At 35.5% G+C, this 16,776-nt stretch carries 12 protein-coding genes; 10 read left to right on the top strand and 2 right to left on the bottom strand.

Annotation, left to right across the window (positions count from 1 at the left end):
* The first annotated feature begins 1 nt into the window (after position 1).
* From QL232_RS01855 to QL232_RS01810, 10 genes are all read left to right on the top strand, one after another.
* A complete protein-coding gene (locus QL232_RS01855; RefSeq protein ID WP_281612826.1) occupies positions 2 to 1,615 on the top strand; it encodes a hypothetical protein in 1,614 nt (537 codons plus the stop codon).
* A 241-nt stretch (positions 1,616 to 1,856) separates the two neighbouring features.
* On the top strand, positions 1,857 to 4,847 hold the full coding sequence (locus QL232_RS01850; RefSeq protein ID WP_281612825.1) for an Ig-like domain-containing protein: 2,991 nt from the start codon (positions 1,857 to 1,859) through the stop codon (positions 4,845 to 4,847).
* A 183-nt stretch (positions 4,848 to 5,030) separates the two neighbouring features.
* The gene (locus tag QL232_RS01845; protein WP_168882270.1) at positions 5,031 to 7,058 is read left to right on the top strand and encodes a beta-L-arabinofuranosidase domain-containing protein; all 2,028 of its coding nucleotides are present in this window, start codon (positions 5,031 to 5,033) and stop codon (positions 7,056 to 7,058) included.
* A 77-nt stretch (positions 7,059 to 7,135) separates the two neighbouring features.
* A complete protein-coding gene (locus QL232_RS01840) occupies positions 7,136 to 8,194 on the top strand; it encodes an L-rhamnose/proton symporter RhaT (protein ID WP_281612824.1) in 1,059 nt (352 codons plus the stop codon).
* Between the two features lie 37 nt (positions 8,195 to 8,231).
* The gene (locus tag QL232_RS01835) at positions 8,232 to 9,392 is read left to right on the top strand and encodes a mandelate racemase/muconate lactonizing enzyme family protein (protein ID WP_281612823.1); all 1,161 of its coding nucleotides are present in this window, start codon (positions 8,232 to 8,234) and stop codon (positions 9,390 to 9,392) included.
* Entirely contained in the window at positions 9,364 to 10,809 is a 1,446-nt protein-coding gene (locus QL232_RS01830) for an aldehyde dehydrogenase family protein (protein WP_281612822.1), read from the top strand. Before QL232_RS01835 ends, QL232_RS01830 begins: the two co-directional genes overlap by 29 nt.
* A gap of 4 nt (positions 10,810 to 10,813) precedes the next feature.
* The gene (locus tag QL232_RS01825) at positions 10,814 to 11,767 is read left to right on the top strand and encodes a 2-dehydro-3-deoxygalactonokinase (RefSeq protein ID WP_168882266.1); all 954 of its coding nucleotides are present in this window, start codon (positions 10,814 to 10,816) and stop codon (positions 11,765 to 11,767) included.
* The gene (locus tag QL232_RS01820; RefSeq protein ID WP_281612821.1) at positions 11,757 to 12,407 is read left to right on the top strand and encodes a bifunctional 4-hydroxy-2-oxoglutarate aldolase/2-dehydro-3-deoxy-phosphogluconate aldolase; all 651 of its coding nucleotides are present in this window, start codon (positions 11,757 to 11,759) and stop codon (positions 12,405 to 12,407) included. The genes QL232_RS01825 and QL232_RS01820 overlap by 11 nt, the downstream gene beginning before the upstream one ends.
* A 201-nt stretch (positions 12,408 to 12,608) precedes the next feature.
* Complete coding sequence (locus tag QL232_RS01815) at positions 12,609 to 12,953, top strand: DUF2147 domain-containing protein (RefSeq protein WP_168882264.1); 345 nt, start codon at positions 12,609 to 12,611, stop codon at positions 12,951 to 12,953.
* Between the two features lie 19 nt (positions 12,954 to 12,972).
* Positions 12,973 to 13,458, top strand: a complete 486-nt coding sequence (locus tag QL232_RS01810) for a hypothetical protein (protein ID WP_281612820.1) — start codon at positions 12,973 to 12,975, stop codon at positions 13,456 to 13,458.
* 57 nt (positions 13,459 to 13,515) lie between these two features.
* Here the strand turns inward: QL232_RS01810 and QL232_RS01805 are convergent, their stop codons facing one another.
* Together QL232_RS01805 and QL232_RS01800 are read right to left on the bottom strand one after the other, a co-directional pair.
* Positions 13,516 to 15,558: a M48 family metallopeptidase gene (locus tag QL232_RS01805; RefSeq protein ID WP_281612819.1), complete on the bottom strand. Its 2,043-nt coding sequence runs from the start codon at positions 15,556 to 15,558 to the stop codon at positions 13,516 to 13,518.
* Between the two features lie 135 nt (positions 15,559 to 15,693).
* Positions 15,694 to 16,572, bottom strand: a complete 879-nt coding sequence (locus QL232_RS01800; protein WP_281612818.1) for a DUF302 domain-containing protein — start codon at positions 16,570 to 16,572, stop codon at positions 15,694 to 15,696.
* Positions 16,573 to 16,776 lie beyond the last annotated feature (204 nt).

The following is a 16,776-nucleotide window of genomic DNA, read 5'->3' as shown; positions in this document are numbered from 1 at the left end:
AATGAGTACAATTAAAGATTTAAGATTTAGTCTTTTCGCTTTGATAGCACTTCTGTTAAGTGCATGTGGAGAAGATGAAAACAAACCTGTGGTTAAAGTTCCTAGTCACAGTGTTCTAAAAATATCGCAAGCTGCCAACGAGAACATCATTAATATGAATCAGCATATTGATTTTGCTGATGTTTCTCAAGGTGTAGTTTCAAGAGAATGGATCTTCCCAGAGGAAGGTACAATAATGGAAGGTAACCCTGAAGATGCACAGGTAAGAGGTGTTTTCCCTCAGGTTGGAGAATGGGAGGTGACTTTACACCAAGAATTCGAAAACAATGCTTATGTAGGTACTGAAACTACTGCAAGAGAGACAAATGTTCTTGATACTACAATTATCGTTACGGTAATGCCTGCAGTTCAGTTACAGACAATCAAAGCCAACATCGTTAATCTTGATGGTACTTTAGGAGATGAAGTAAGCATGACTCCTGAAACACCAACAGAGATTCCATTTGGTAGTGTATTACGTTTTACATACACTGCAGAAGGTAATCCAACTGTGGTAGCAGGTGAATTCTTTGGCGCTGAGTTATTAGAACAAAGTGCTTTAGATGGTACTTTCGATGTAAAGTATGTAACATTAGATGCAACTTATGATTTTGCCCCAGTCTTTACAAGACCTCAACCAAACAGTTCAGATACTTTATATGTAGCGAATTTTGTGAAGTGTGTTCGTTCGTCGGTACCACTTACATTGGATAAGGTTGTCAACGATGAAGACAGAAAAGTAAATGTAATCTTCTCTAGAGGTCTGAATGCTAATTCAGTAAACAAAGAAGATTTCACAGTGAAAATTACTACTGCTGCTGGTGCTACATTAACTCCTGAAGTAACTGCTGCAGCTGTTAATCCACAAAACGAAAGTGCAGTATTATTAGAAATCGATGGCGAATTGATTTATACTGATGATGATGTATTAGTTACTTATTCAGGTACTGAATTAGAGTCGCAAGATGCAGCAATCGCACCACAATTCGAAGATGAAGAGTTAGTGCATGTTGAAGACGATCTATTAAAAGCATCGGATTACAACTATAGCTTTGAAAGCTCTGCGACTTCATATGTAGGTGGAGACCCAGCTTGGTTAGGTGGTTTTGTTCCAGATATTTTGGAAACTTCTACTGCTCAAGCAACAGATGGAAGCTCTAGTTTAAAAATCTCAAGAGGACCATTTAGTGGTTCAGGAGCAAATGCTTCTGCAATTTCAACTTATGTAGCTGGTGCACCTCATACGTTCAACTTTACTGAAAACGAAAACAACAAACTGTTGATGACATATGATGTATTTGTTGAAGCAAACGGTGGATCTCCTGCAGCTGGTTCTGGTGGGTTCGAAACAAACGTTAGAATTCACTTAAGTAACAGAGGTGGAGATTGGCAAGAAGCTGCTCATCCATTTGGATCTTTAGATGAAAATCAATGGTATACATTTGATAATGTAATCTCAGTCAACAACCCATTGGATGAATTCAACTTAATCATCAAAGTTGCTCATACAGGTGAGGAAACATACGTAATTTATCTTGATAATATTCAATTGATGCGTTTCTACCCGAGACCATAGTTATAATTGAACTGATGAAGCACAGCAAGGTCGTTACTTTTTGGTAATGACCTTGCTTTTTTTGCTTTCTATTTATGGTGAAAACTAAAGGTTAAGAATTGATTATAAGAGGGTAATTATCAGTTATTTAAAATTTCTATGTAGCCATAAATTGTCATTGAAATGAATTATTCACCACGATTGTGCATGTAGCTATTTGTAAACCAGCTGAATAGCCTTGTATAATCAAGACGTCTAAATTATGATCAAAGACCAACTAAATGAAAATTTGCCCAAGGCCTGGGCAAAACTGGTATCAATCATTTTATGTTTGGTGCTCTCTTCAAGTGCGTATGCACAAAAACCAATCAAAACGTCAAATCCCAACGATGAGTGGGAAATTAAATGGAGTGCTTCAGATGAATTCAACGGAGCAACACCCGACTGGTCGAAGTGGATCAGAACAGGAAACCTTCCAAACACCACGGCATGGAAGTGGGACAATGCTCAGAATGTACAAATCATCAATGGTGCAGCTGAGTTAACAATGCGTCAGAACCCTAACAATGCTTCTGATGGTGGTACCTATTTTAAATCTGGTATTTTAAAATCGTATCAGACTTTTACATATGGATACTACGAAGCAAAAATTAAAGGTGCTGACATCGGTGAAGGTGTTTGTCCATCTTTCTGGTTGTATTCAAACTTTGATTACTCAGTAGGGAATGGAAAAACAGTTTATAGTGAAATTGATGTAGTAGAATTACAACAATTTGACTGGTACGAAGGTCATCAGGATGATATCAGAGATATGGACCATAACCTTCATGCTGTAGTAAAAGTAGGTAATGAAGGCGTTTGGAGAAGACCAAAAGCTTATCCAGATGAGCAATTAAATAAGTACCGCGCACCATGGGATCCGACGGAAGACTACCATATTTATGGTTGTGAAGTAAATGAGACGGAAATCATTTGGTATGTTGATGGTATTGAAGTTGGAAGAAAACCAAATACTTATTGGTATCGTCCAATGAACGTTACTTTATCTTTGGGGTTAAGAAAGCCGTTTGTAGAGTTCTATAACAACAGAAACAACGCAGTAAACCCTGAAACTGATGCAGATGCTAAAGCTCAATTACCAGGAATGCCTACAACAATGTATGTAGACTATGTAAGAGTTTGGGAGAAATCAGGTACAAATAACAACCCTGTATTAGGTGTTGGTGATATTGGTAACCCGGGTTTTGAAGAAGGTTCATTGAACTATTGGAATGCAGGTTCCGGTTTAAGTTCTATTGTTCAAAGTAATGTATCTAATGGTAATTATGCTGCTCAAGTAACGAACGGAAATGTTGCTCAAATAATTACATTAAAGGCAAATACAACTTATACTATTTCTGTAGATGGAAAAGTATTAAGCCAAGGCGGTAAAGCTTATTTTGGTTTAAACGAAGCCGTTTCGAATACATTAGTTAAGAATTATGAATTCAATTCGACGAACTACACAAATGGAAGTATTACTGTAAACACAGGAGCAACAGAAGCTACTTACAGATTATGGTTCTGGTCTGCAAACGATGCAGTTTGTGATAATTTTGAAATTGTTGAAGGAGAGGGAGAAGAAACTCCAGATGTTGGAGTAACAGGAGTAAACCTTTCTACTAATCAAGTAAGCTTAAACAAAGGAGAAACACAATCAATTACTGCGAATGTAGTTCCTTCTAATGCAACAAATAAAGGGGTTACTTGGTCTTCATCAAACAACAATGTAGCAACGGTTTCCAACGGTGTTATTACAGCAGTGAATGAAGGTACAACAACCATTAAGGTGACAACCGTTGATGGTAGTTTTGAAGATCAAGCAACAGTCACTGTTCTTATCAATGATAACTTGCTTGACAATCCTGGTTTCGAACTTTCAGATGAATCAGATTGGAACTTAGAAGGCGGAGGAGCTATTGTGAATAACAACAGTAGAAATGGATCGAAAGCAGGCTATATTAACGGTAACGGTTCGATCAATCAGGTGGTATCTTTAGCTGCGAATACTACCTACACTTTAACAGCTTGGGGTAAAGTTCAAAGCCAAGGACAAAGTGTTTACCTTGGTGTAACGAATGCTACTACTAATACTTTTATTGAAAATGCATTATTCACTTCAACATCATATAATCAACTTAGCATTACTTTTACAACTTCATCATCAGTAAATGATTACCGTATTTGGTTCTGGAATAACCAAGGAGGACAATATTATATTGATGACCTTAAATTAACAGAAGAAGGTAGTAATACGACTACACCTGTAACTTCTGTATCACTTAATACTAATAATCTTAATTTAAATGCGGGAGAAAACGTTACGCTTACTGCAAATGTTTTACCTTCTAACGCAACAAACAAGTCAGTTTCATGGTCTTGTGATAATAACTCAATTGCTACAGTAAATAATGGTGTTGTTACGGCAGTTGCTGCTGGATCAACTACAGTTCGTGTAACTACTAATGATGGTAGCTATACTGCATCTTGTTCAGTAACTGTTACTGAGGATAATAACGGTGGAGTTACTGATGTACCTACTGGAGGAAGTACAATTTGGTTAAGTACAGTTGATGGTACTTATATTACGGTGAATGCAGGTTCAGGAACTGCACTGCAGGCGACTAAATCATCTGTTTCATCAAATGAAGAGTACTTAGTAGTAGATGCAGATGGGTACTTTGCTTTACAGTCTATTGGTACTGGAAAGTATGTTACAGTAGCTTCAGGAACTAATGATCCAATTAAATGTGGTGCCACAGGTATTTTTGATAGACAAAAGTTTACATTCGAAGTCTCTGATAACTATCTACTAATCAAAGGAAAAGTAAATGGAAAGTATTTAGTGGTGGATGAATCATTAAATAATAATCCATTGTTTGCATCGACAAGCAATAGTCAGAATGCGACAAAATTCAATTGGGGTGATACTTCTTCATCAAATAGAGTGACATCAGTTATTGATGAAAGCTCATCGATTAAAGTATATCCTAACCCTGTTCGTGGAGAAGATTTAAATGTTGCCTTACCAAGTAGTGAAGAAGGTATGGTACAGTTATATGACTTACATGGACAACTTGTTTTAGAAAAATCATTTAGTAATAAATCTCAAGTTAAAATAGAATCATTTCATACTATGCATTTAAAGGGTGTTTACCTTTTACATGTTACAACTACTAATTATCTATTCAATTCGAAAGTTCTTATAGAATAAGAAGGAGTAAAACTGGCCCATTTTGGGTCAGTTTTTTTTATGCTAATTTTTTACCGTGATTGGATAATTTTTGAGAATAAATTCTCTGCAGCAGCTAGTAATTTTACACTGTAAACTAGTAGTAATATACAACAAAGCTTATAGCACTAGATATAATAATAAAGCAATAATCAATCTATTATTATGAAAAAATTGATCGTTATGGCTTGCGCTGCATTAGTAACAAATATTTCTGCAGCACAAGAAAAAGGAATTTTAGGTCAGCAAAAAACACCTCATGTTCATCTTAAGAGTATCAACATAGGAGACTGTAAATGGACAGAAGGGTTCTGGGCTGACAAATTTGATGTGGCTGAAAATTCTATGGTCCCTTATATGGGAGAGGTGTTGACTGGTGATGTGGGACATGCACTTAACAACTTCAAAATAGCAGCAGGTTTAAAAGAAGGAAAGCATAAAGGTATGCACTGGCATGATGGAGATTTCTATAAATGGATAGAAGCTTCTATGTATGTATATGCCCAAAATGGAGACAAAGACTTGTTAAAAGAAATTGATGGCTACATAGACATTATCGCAAAAGCACAGGAGGATGACGGTTATCTTCAAACTCAAGTGCAATTAAGATCTAACGTAGATAGATACGAAAATAGAAAGTTCCATGAGATGTATAACTCAGGGCACTTACTAACTTCTGCTTGTATTCACTATAGAGTTACTGGTCAGGATAACTTCTTGAACGTAGCAAAGAAACATGCAGATTATTTATATGCAACATTTGGTAGTAACGAAGAGCGTTTAGCAAGATTTGGTTTCAATCAAACTCAGATTATGGGGCTAGTTGAGATGTATAGAACAACTTCAAATGAAAACTACCTAAAATTAGCAGAGCAATTCATCAATAATAGAGGTAAATATCCTGTAGTTGAAACGAATGAAACCAAAGGCTACCCTATTGGTGATATGGTGCAAGAAAGAGTTGCGATTAGAGAAGCAGATGAGGCGGTTGGTCATGCCGTTTTAGCTTTATACTATTATGCAGGAGCTGCAGATGTTGCATCAGAAACTGGAGAAAAAGAATTAGTAGATGCATTAGATAGATTGTGGGGTAATGTTACAGAAAAGAAAATGTATGTAACAGGTGCAGTTGGTCAAGCACATTATGGTGCGTCTACACATAGAGATAAAATTGAAGAAGGCTTTATTGATGCCTACATGATGCCAAACATGACGGCATATAACGAAACTTGTGCAAATGTGTGTAATTCAATGTTCTCATACAGAATGTTGGGGATTCATGGTGAGTCGAAATATGCGGACATCATGGAACTAGTGTTATATAACAGTGGATTATCTGGTATTTCATTAGAGGGCAAAGATTATTTCTATTCTAATCCACTAAGAATGGTGGCTGGGTCTAGAGATTATACAAAACATAATACAGAGACACCTACAAGAGAGCCATACCTTGAGTGTTTCTGTTGTCCTCCTAACATTGTAAGAACTATTGCAAAATCATCGAATTGGGCCTACAGTTTATCACAAAATGGTGTAGCTGTTAACTTATACGGTGGAAACAGATTGAAGACACAATTAGAGGATGGTTCGGACTTGATCCTTAATCAAGTATCTAATTACCCTTGGGATGGTGAAGTAAATATCACTGTAGAAAAGGCGAAAAAAGAGGCTTTCGATATGATGTTGCGTATTCCTAAATGGGCGGAAGGAACAACAATCAAGGTCAATAATAAAGAGTTGGATATCAAAGTAACTGAAGGTGAGTTTGCAATAGTAAACAGAAAGTGGAAGAAAGGTGATATTGTCACTATTGATATGCCAATGGAAGTGAAGTTGGTAGAGGCAAACCCACTTGTTGAAGAAGCAAGAAACCAAGTGGCTGTAAAACGTGGTCCTGTAGTTTATTGTGTAGAGACTCCAGACTTACCAAAAGATGTAAATATTCTTGATGTTTATATCAAAGGTGCAGCTCCATTAAAAGTGAATTACGATAAAGATTTTCTTGGTGGTGTAGCGACAATTGAAACACCAATCTTAATCCGTAAGGATCAGGATAAAAAGGACATGTACTCAACAGTTGACAGACCAGAATTTGAGGAAACAAAAATAAAGATGGTTCCATACTTTACCTGGAACAATCGCGGACAATCTGAAATGACAGTCTTTATGCCTGTTATTTGGAATAATTTGTAATAACACAGTGCAAAGGGTGATATGATAATGTCACTCTTTGTTTTTTCATTTTTTTCAAAATTAATCTACCTAAATAAATGAACATACTAGCAATTACATTGATCCTGTTATCCAGCTTTTTCCAAGGTACTTTTGGATTAGGTATGAAGCATATCTCTCCTTTGAAATGGGAAAATTGGTGGGTGGTACATGCACTTGTTGCTATGGTTTTATTCCCAGTTACATGGGCATTAATTGCAGTTCCAGAGACATTTACGATTATAGGAGAAGCAGATAGTAATGTGTTACTAATGGCTATGCTTTTTGGTTTCTTATGGGGTATTGGAGGTATACTTTTTGGAGTGAGTGTAGAATACACAGGAGTCTCGATTACATATGGTATTGTAATGGGATTAGCCGCTTCAATGGGGTCGTTAATTCCAATGTTTCAGATGGAATCACTACCTGAAAACTTTAATCTTGTTTTAGTAGGTGTAGGATTGTTATTAGTAGGTGTAGGAATTACAGCTGTTGCAGGTGTTAAAAGAGATAAAGTACAACAACAGGCAACAATCGAATCAGAAGAGTTAGAAGAAGATGGTGATGTTTTAGTTGCTTCACCAAAAGTAGAAACTAAACCAAAGAAATCAATTCAGACAGGAGTAGCTATTGCGGTAGCATGTGGTGTTCTGTCAGCTTTCTTAAATATTGGGTTTTCCAATGCTGCACCCGTTGCAGAATTAGCAGTAACTAAATATAACGTAGATCCTAAAGATGCAAGTTTAGTGGCTTGGGTTGTAGTATTGATTGGTGCATTTGCAATGAATTTATTGTTTGCTGTATACAAATTAGTGACCAATAATTCATGGGGAGACTTCTCTACACCTAACAGTACAAAAGCATATACATGGGCAGTAATCGCTGGTCTTTTCTGGTTTGCTGCACTGGGAGTTTACGGACAAGGAGCGGCATTGATGGGTACATTAGGACCTGTAATTGGCTGGCCGATGATGTTAGGATTATCCCTAATCATTAGCAATTTCTGGGGATATAGAGAAGGAGAATGGAAAAACGCTGAACAGCCATTTAAGATTTTACTTGGAGGTTTAGGTGTCTTAATTTTTGCTATCTGTATTCTAGGGTACTCTAATTTGTAATACACCGCTTAATATTTCAATAAAAGAATTTGTGATCATGAAGATAATAGATATTCAGCCATATGTACTTTCACAGGAATTAGAAAATCCTTTCTATTTCTCACAATGGCATTATGCTTCTAGAAAAATATGCTTGGTTAAGATTATCCTAGAAGATGGAACATACGGTTGGGGTGAAGGATATGGACCAGCTGATATGATCAAAACAGGTATTGAGTTTTTTAAGCCTTTTATTCTTGGTGAAAATGTACTAGAGAATGAGAAGTTATGGCAGATCATGTATTTAAGATCACTGGACTTTGGTCGTAGTGGTATTTTTAATGCTGCCATAAGTGCTATTGATGTTGGTATGTGGGATGCAAAAGGGAAGTTACTTAATCAACCAGTTAGTGTGTTGTTGGGTGGTGTTAAAAACCCAGTAATTCACCCTTATGCTACAGGATTTTACTTCACAGATTCTCCAACATTAGAGGAAGATTTAGCCAAAGAAGCCAAACTTTACAGAGAGTTAGGTTTTAAAGCTGCTAAGATGAAAGTAGGTTTAGGCTTAGAAAAGGATGTCTATTATGTCAACCTTCTAAAACAACATTTAGGAGATGATGTAAAACTAATGATCGACTCTAACCATGCCTACAATTATAGAGAAGCCTTAGAGCTTAGTAAGCGATTAGAGCATTTAAATATAGGCTGGTTTGAAGAGCCAGTACACCCAGAAGACTATCAAGGATATAAAAAGCTTAGAGAAAATACGACGATTCCTATTGCAGGAGGTGAGTGTGAGTATTTAAGACATGGCTTCAAGCGATTATTTGAGAATGAATGTGTAGATATCGCACAGCCAGATATTTGTGCTACAGGTGGACTAACGGAAGCAAAACGTATCGCCACTTTAGCCTCTACTTATCACAAAGACATTGTGCCACATTCGTGGGGAACTTGGATTGCAATTAGTGCAGCGGTTCACTTTGTGTCTAACCTAGACCAAAACCCAGGTAGAATGTTTAGAGATGCTCCAATGATTGAATTGGACCGTACAGAAAATCCACTTAGAGATGATGTAACCACACATCACATTAAGGTAGAGAATGGTGAAATCAGAATACCAACTCAACCAGGGTTAGGCGTAGATGTAAATCAAGAATTTTTAGAAAAATATTCAATAGAAAAAGATGCAAGTACTGAACCACTATGGTCATAAAGGCCTATACATTGATGGAGCTTTTGTTGAGTCTTCATCGAAAAATACTTTTGATGTAAAATGTCCTGCTAATGAAGAGGTTGTTGCAACAATCGCTTGGGCAGAGAAAGAAGATACAGAACGTGCTTTAAAAGCCGCTGAAGAGGGTTTTAAAGTGTGGTCAAAAACTCCAGTTCAGGAGAGAGTAGACAAAATGATGGCTTTAAGAGCAAAGCTGTTAGAAAATAAAGACTTGTTGAAAGAAGTAGTTTCTCATGAAATGGGAAAAACTTTTGATGGAGCAGACGAAGATGTAGTGAGTATCACTAATTCACTTGAGTTTTATGGGAAAGAAATCTTGGCAAAAGAAGATTTCGAAATTCCAGATAGAGAAGGTACTCACCAACATACAATGGTACATCAACCATTAGGTGTAGTTGTCGCTTTCTTGGCGTATAATTTCCCATTGCTAAACCTTGGATTTAAACTAGGTCCAGCTTTAGCTGCAGGTTGTTCTATCATTATTAAACCGTCAGAAATTTCACCACTATCAGCATTAATGATAGCAGAATATGCCCATGAGGTTGGTTTCCCTAAGGGTGTAATCACGGTGTTATGTGGAAACAGACAGAACGTGGGTATTCCATTATGTGAGAGTACTATTCCTCGATTAATTACGATGATTGGTGCCACGTATACGGCTCAAAAATTAATAGAGCAAAGTATCAAAACCTCTATCAAAAGATACTCGATGGAGTGTGGTGGTAATGCACCGTTTATTGTATTTGATGATGCAAATATTGAAGATGCCTTAGCAGTAGGTACGGGAGTGAAATATGGCAATACGGGTCAGATTTGTGTAGCTCCTAACCGTTTCTTTGTTCAGGAGGGTATCTTCGATGAATATGTAAAGCGTTTTGTAGAGATCGCTGAATCTAAAAAATTAGGTTTTGGTAGAGAAAACAACCCAGATATGGGCCCTCTAGTAAGTGAAAAAGCAAGAGATGGTGTACACCAGTTTGTACAAGATTGCTTAGCTCAAGGAGGAACGTTACTAACTGGTGGCGAGAAGGTAGAAGGCAAAGGTTTCTACTATAAGCCAACAGTGATAGTGATGGATGATCCGAAGGCTGCCGTACTACAACATGAAGTATTTGGGCCAGTAGCGGTAATTCTGAAGTTCAAAACAACGGAAGAGGTGATCCAAAAATCTAACGATGTTACTGCAGGTTTAGCTTCTTATGTCTTTACAGAGAGTGAAGAAACAATGGCAGAGGTAACCATGGCATTGGAATTTGGTGAGGTGCAACAAAATGGTGTGAAATACGACATTTACCTACCTCACTTAGGAGTGAAAAATAGTGGTTTAAGTATGGACTGTTCAAAGTTTGCTTTGGATGATTACTTAGTTCAGAAAAGAGTCAGCAAAAAATTATAATAAGATGAGTATACCAAAGAAATTTATCAGTTGTGATTGGGGTACTTCTAATTTTCGCTTGAGACTAATTGATACAGAAACATTAGATGTTTTAGAAGAGTTACAAACCAATCAAGGTGTCAAAAAAATGTACAATGAGTATTGTGCACAGCGAAAGTTTGATCGAGGAAACTTCTTTTCTCGATATCTTATAGAGCAACTGGCACAGGTAACTAGCTTGGATGATGATAACGTTATTGTGGCATCAGGTATGATTACGTCTTCGATGGGTATGCAGGAATTAGGATATTCTGAAATGCCTTTTAATGAAGGAGGAGATAACCTTTTCAGTAAGAAGTTATCACTTTCAAGTAAACTTTCGGTACTGATGGTTTCCGGAGCAAAATCTGGTGATGATGTGATGAGAGGAGAAGAAGTACAGGCTATTGGTATGGCTTCTTTTCTTCCTATTCAAAAAGAAGGGGTACTCATTTTACCAGGAACGCACAGCAAACACCTTTCATTTAAAGATTCAAAGTATACCGATCTGAATACTTTTATGACAGGTGAAATGTTCGAGCTTTTTTGCAAAGAAAGTATCATTGGCAGTTCTGTCGAACCGGGCGAAATGAATGATGAGGCGAAAGCACATTTTATTCAAGGCGTTCGTTTAGGAGCAACTGAAGGTTATAGTAAATACTTATTTAAGATTAGAGCAAACGATTTGATCTCAAAAGTAGATAAGAAGTTGTCTTATTACTATTTGAGTGGTTTGTTGATCGGAGATGAGTTAGGTTACCTAAAAGATCATACAGGAATTATCTGTATGGCTGCTTCAGGAAAGATCAATAATCTATACCAATTGGCTTTAGCTGAAGTGGCTCAAAAGAGACAAGAACTTTTAGTCTTTGACGAAGAAATAATAGAGAAGGCATTACTGATCGGTCAGAAAAGAATATTAGAAAGATATGCAAAATAATAAAGCATTTTCATGGGAGGCTTTTGAGGAAACTCCTGTGGTAGGAATTTTAAGAAATGTATCTCAAGAAGAAGTAGATTTTATAGTTCCTATTTATATTTCTTCAGGATATTCTTCTTTGGAAATAACGATGAATACTGAAGGCGCAACACAATTGATCGCTCAATTAAGAGATGATTATCCTTCTTTAAATGTTGGTGCCGGAACTGTTTGTTCTATGGATGATCTAGAGAAGGCATTGATGGCAGGGGCACAGTTTATAGTTACTCCAATCGTTAATGTAGAGGTGATTGCAAAATGTAAATCATTAGAAGTCCCTGTCTTTTCTGGGGCATTGACACCTACAGAAATATATACAGCTTGGGAAGCAGGTGCTTCTGCTGTGAAAATATTTCCTTGTTCACAGTTTGGTTTTCAGTACATTAAAGACGTATTGGCACCATTAAATACAATAAAAGTATTACCTACGGGTGGTGTAACAAAGAAAAATATCTCTAACTTCTTTGCAGCTGGTGCTACAGGAGTAGGGATGGGTAGCTCCCTTTTCCCTAAAGAGATGATTAAAGAAAAAGACGAAAAAGCATTAAGAAATCATTTATCTCTTATAAAAAACCAAATATATCATACGATAAAAGTTTAAAGAAAACGGCCTGATTTTATAATCAGGCTTTTTTTATGTCTGATTCAATCTTCTGAGAATAATTCGTAGTATAAAATGTTATTTAATTCAATGAAATGTTTTAATTTTCTTAACGTATTATAAAATATGTAACAATGTTTCGTTGATGTAGTTATATTTGAAATCTATTCAAGTCACTGACAACCTTAAAATAAAGACAAAATGAAAAAATTTATCGCACTCTTAATTTTCTCAATGATTAGCTTTATATCTTTTGGACAAGATATTAAAGGAAAGTGGAATACTGGAAAAGAAGACACTATTGTAGAAATTAAAGGAGATGACGTTTTAGAGGGTAAAATTTCTTCAACGCATAATCCAAAAGGGAAGGTAGGCACTGTCATCTTAAGGGATCTGAAAAAGAAAGGTGACCATTATGAAGGAGAAATCTATTCTATCAAGAAAGACGAATGGTACAATGCTGATGTAAAAGTAGTGGACGACCATTTAGAAGTTAAGGTCTCTGTAGGTTTCTTATCAAAAACAGTCGAATGGAAGAAAAAGTAACTTCCGAATCTGATCATTTATGAAGTTAAACATTGAATCTTTAATACCGCCAAAACAAAATAATTATAAAGGGAATAAAATAGCATTATACTTCTTCTTCTTATTTCTTCTCAGAGATTTAGCAAGAACCATTATTATGGTTTTTAAGTTTGATGGAGGAATGGAAAGTATAACAGGTTTACCTATGGATGAATATTCTCTAGATGCGAGTTTATCCTTTACAAATATGTATGGTCTGTTTAGTTCTCACTTTGTGATTTTTACAGTGGTAAAAATTGTTGCAGTATTTAGGTATAGAGAGTGGATTCCTGCCATATATTTAGTAATGATATGTTATGTGCTTATGGCTATTCTTATCTTAATGCTAAATCCGGCACCCATTATCAGTGGAGCACAATTGGGTATATTTATCCAATTACCTTTGCTATTGATGTTATTATTTTTCTCTTTATTAGAAAGAGACACTGCAAAATGGAATTTTGGTGAAAAAAATCATAGTCTATAAGTTAGTATAGACATAAAAAAAGAAGGTAATGAAGCCTTCTTTTTTTATGTCCAACAGTTATACTGTTACACCAGTTTCTAAGCCGATTTGATATTGAAGAAGTTGTTTCTTCTTAATCATATATAACTTATTTAATAAGTATTGGAAAGAGTTTACCGCATATAGTAAGATATTGAGATCCTTTTCATTGTAGGTTTCAACCCCTAAATAAACGAGGTCTTCTTTCACATACATCTCAAAGTTTTCTTTCATATCTAGAGGTATTGTAGCCACCAATTCTTCAATAGCAATAAGTTCTTTAATACACTCTTTAAATGCCTTCTCTGACTTGATATTTAAGAAGCCAAGTTTTGCATCATCAATGGTATTTACGGTCTGAATAAACTCAAGTTCGCTATTAAAAGTACTCCAGAGTTTATTTTGCTCATTGGTAAAGTTGTCAAAATTAATTAGTTCATCGTATAGATTTTCAAGTTGTGCATCATCTGTTTTATTAATAAAATACTGATAGATGATTTGATCATGAGCACTCAACTTCTCATTTAATTCCTCTAGCTTTTCTTTTAAAGAATGAATTAAACTCCCCGCTTTCTTTTTGGTGAATTGCTCCCCATCATACTCAAACTTTTTGATGCCAGTATTGTTATAGGCTATTTCTGTTAATATATGAATATCAGACTCTAATACGGTTTGTTCTTTTGTGAGGGTAACCACATCATCATTAAAAAGGTCATCAAATAAAATGGGAACAGATGATTTATTCTCAAGGTCGATTTCAACAGGGTTGTGTAGATTATAATAGCCGTTGTATAACTTAGAAAAATTATTTCTTTGATAATCTTCCTTATAAGAAATCTCAAATTCATCCATTGAAATGGGCTGACATCCTTCAACTTCTATATTGCCTTCATATATAGTTAACGTCATTTTCTTCTGATATTCCTCCAATTTTGAAAGAATGGAATTCGCTGGTGAATGATCAATATTCTCTAGGTGAATACCTAATTCATCTAAACGGTCAATACGATCTTTAGTACTCGGATGAGAAGACCATTGTTCATTAATATTTAGTTTTGTAGAAATATTATTCTCTTCTTCTTGAAGTGACAATTGAGGTAATCCATGTTGTGATGATATTTCCGTCTCTTGTGCAGTGAAATTCATCACAAAACGATGTTCATTGTAAAGGTTCTGACCATAGATCTTCTCTTGTGATTTTTCCTGGTAGAATCTAATCACATTATTAAGTGATTTACTGGCAAATTCGATACGCAGAAGCGAAGTTTTTAAAGGTGTACTTCCTGCTACATGAGCACTGATTTCATCGGCATGAAATTCCATTTCTCTCGAAAGTCCCATATAGCTCTTATTTACCCATTCGAAACATTGTTGGAGAATCCACTGAACACCCATATTGATCTTAAAGGCTATAACCACAAATACAGAGAAATAACCAGAGATACTTGCCCAATTACTGGCCATATTGGTATACCCTTCATTATTGTAAAGGATATTATATATTACTTGATTTACATTATAAACATAGCTCCCCACTTTCATGGTTCTCTGCGAGAAGTGACCAAACTCATGAGCTAGAATTGCTTTCAATTCAGACTTACTCACACTATTAATTAGCCCCAAACCGATAACTAAGTTTTTACGAATAGGTAGAAACATACTCCAGAAACTTGAATTATAAAAAACGAAAGCATTCACCTCATCGGTGAGGTAGACATGTTTTGGGAAATGAGTATCTACTTCTTCTACAATTTCTTGTAGCATTGAAAATAGTTCAGGTTCATCTTTTTGATAGACCTCAATAAAATTGGATTTATCTTCTTTAGTGGATTGGAAGATAAATTTCAGAAGGAAAATCATGATTAGAATCCCCATACTTATTAGTCCAATACCAAGTCCAATAGTGATTAATCTTGGAGCATTGATGATGATCATACCACCAATGTAAATACAAAACGCTGTGAGTAGGGTAGCTAATGAAAGAAGGACTCCATAAATCAATACAAAAATGATAATAGAGAAGATGGCCTTTCTTGTTTTGTTTTTAAAAGAAGGCGAGAGTTCAATTTGATCTTTAGTCATTGTTCTTAAATAGTTGCTTTAAAAAGTAGTATAAACATGTATGGATGTTTAAAAAATTCATCAACTAATTTAAAAAAAATAAACTAAGTGACTTTCCTTTCAGCTGCAAATTTTCCTTGTGATAGGAATAACAACTTATTCCACAGCCCCTCCAAGTGTTTTACCAAGTCGAAAATTAATGAACCTTTGAGGAATGGTCCATGTATCATAATACAATTCTGAGAAGTCTACGATGTCATTAAAAGCTATAAATACCTCTCCTTCTTTGGTTTCATAAACCAATAATTTCTGGCAAAAAGCATCGAGACCGAGACGAGGAGTTGTATGCATTGCTTTTCCTCCAGGTGCGGGACCTCCAAAAAGAATCAGATAAGTCGGAGGGATATCTACCCCTACTTTTTTTGATTCGGCTTGATAATTAATATCAGCAAAAAAACGAGTGTCACCTTCTTTTCCAATAGCTGCTTTAAGGTCTTTAATTGAAGTAAGGAAATCTTTCTCAGATTTTATGATTCTTAACCCAAACCCTTTGTCAACTTTAGACAGGTCTACTGTTTTCACCATGTTAGGAGGAAATTTACTCACGATTTTATCCATCACTAATTTATACCCTTTTACATCTTCACTAGTTAGTTGATGTCGTTGCTGAATAAACTCCGCAGACGTATAAGCTAAACTTACTTTTTGTGTATCAGGTTCTGAATACAATAGAATTTTAAAGGGTAAATCTATTCCTGCAACTTGGCTTTTTTGTAAGATTCTCGCATTGACTTTTGGTCGGGAAAAAATGGTTACGATAGATGGAGGCGTATATACATTTTCATCAATAGCCATCCGAGAATGATCCAGTTCGATAAGTTTATTTTTATCCGGTATCAGTGTATTTAAAACTTTAAGGTGCTGGTCTAATTTATCCTGAACCTGAGCAGCCATATGGTTATGGATAGGAGAATCAGAAGAACAAGAAATCAGGAAAAGAATAAGAAATATATTGATTGAATCTTTAAGTCTCATTATTAATTAGCTATGTCTGGGTTTTATTTTGGTAATAACTAATTTAAGGATTTTTTTTAAAATGTACTTTTACAATCTAAACTTGGCGTATTTTATAATATGTAATACATATATTAAAATCTTTTAGTATGTTATTATACAGTAAACATATCTAGGTTAAAATGTGGCAAAAAATAAAATAGTCCAATTCAAAGTTATTAAGGT

Source organism: Flammeovirga sp. SubArs3 (genome assembly GCF_947387565.1).
Taxonomy (GTDB): domain Bacteria; phylum Bacteroidota; class Bacteroidia; order Cytophagales; family Flammeovirgaceae; genus Flammeovirga; species Flammeovirga agarivorans.
Note: the sequence above shows the minus strand (reverse complement) of the source record. Positions and strands in the feature narration are given on the sequence as shown.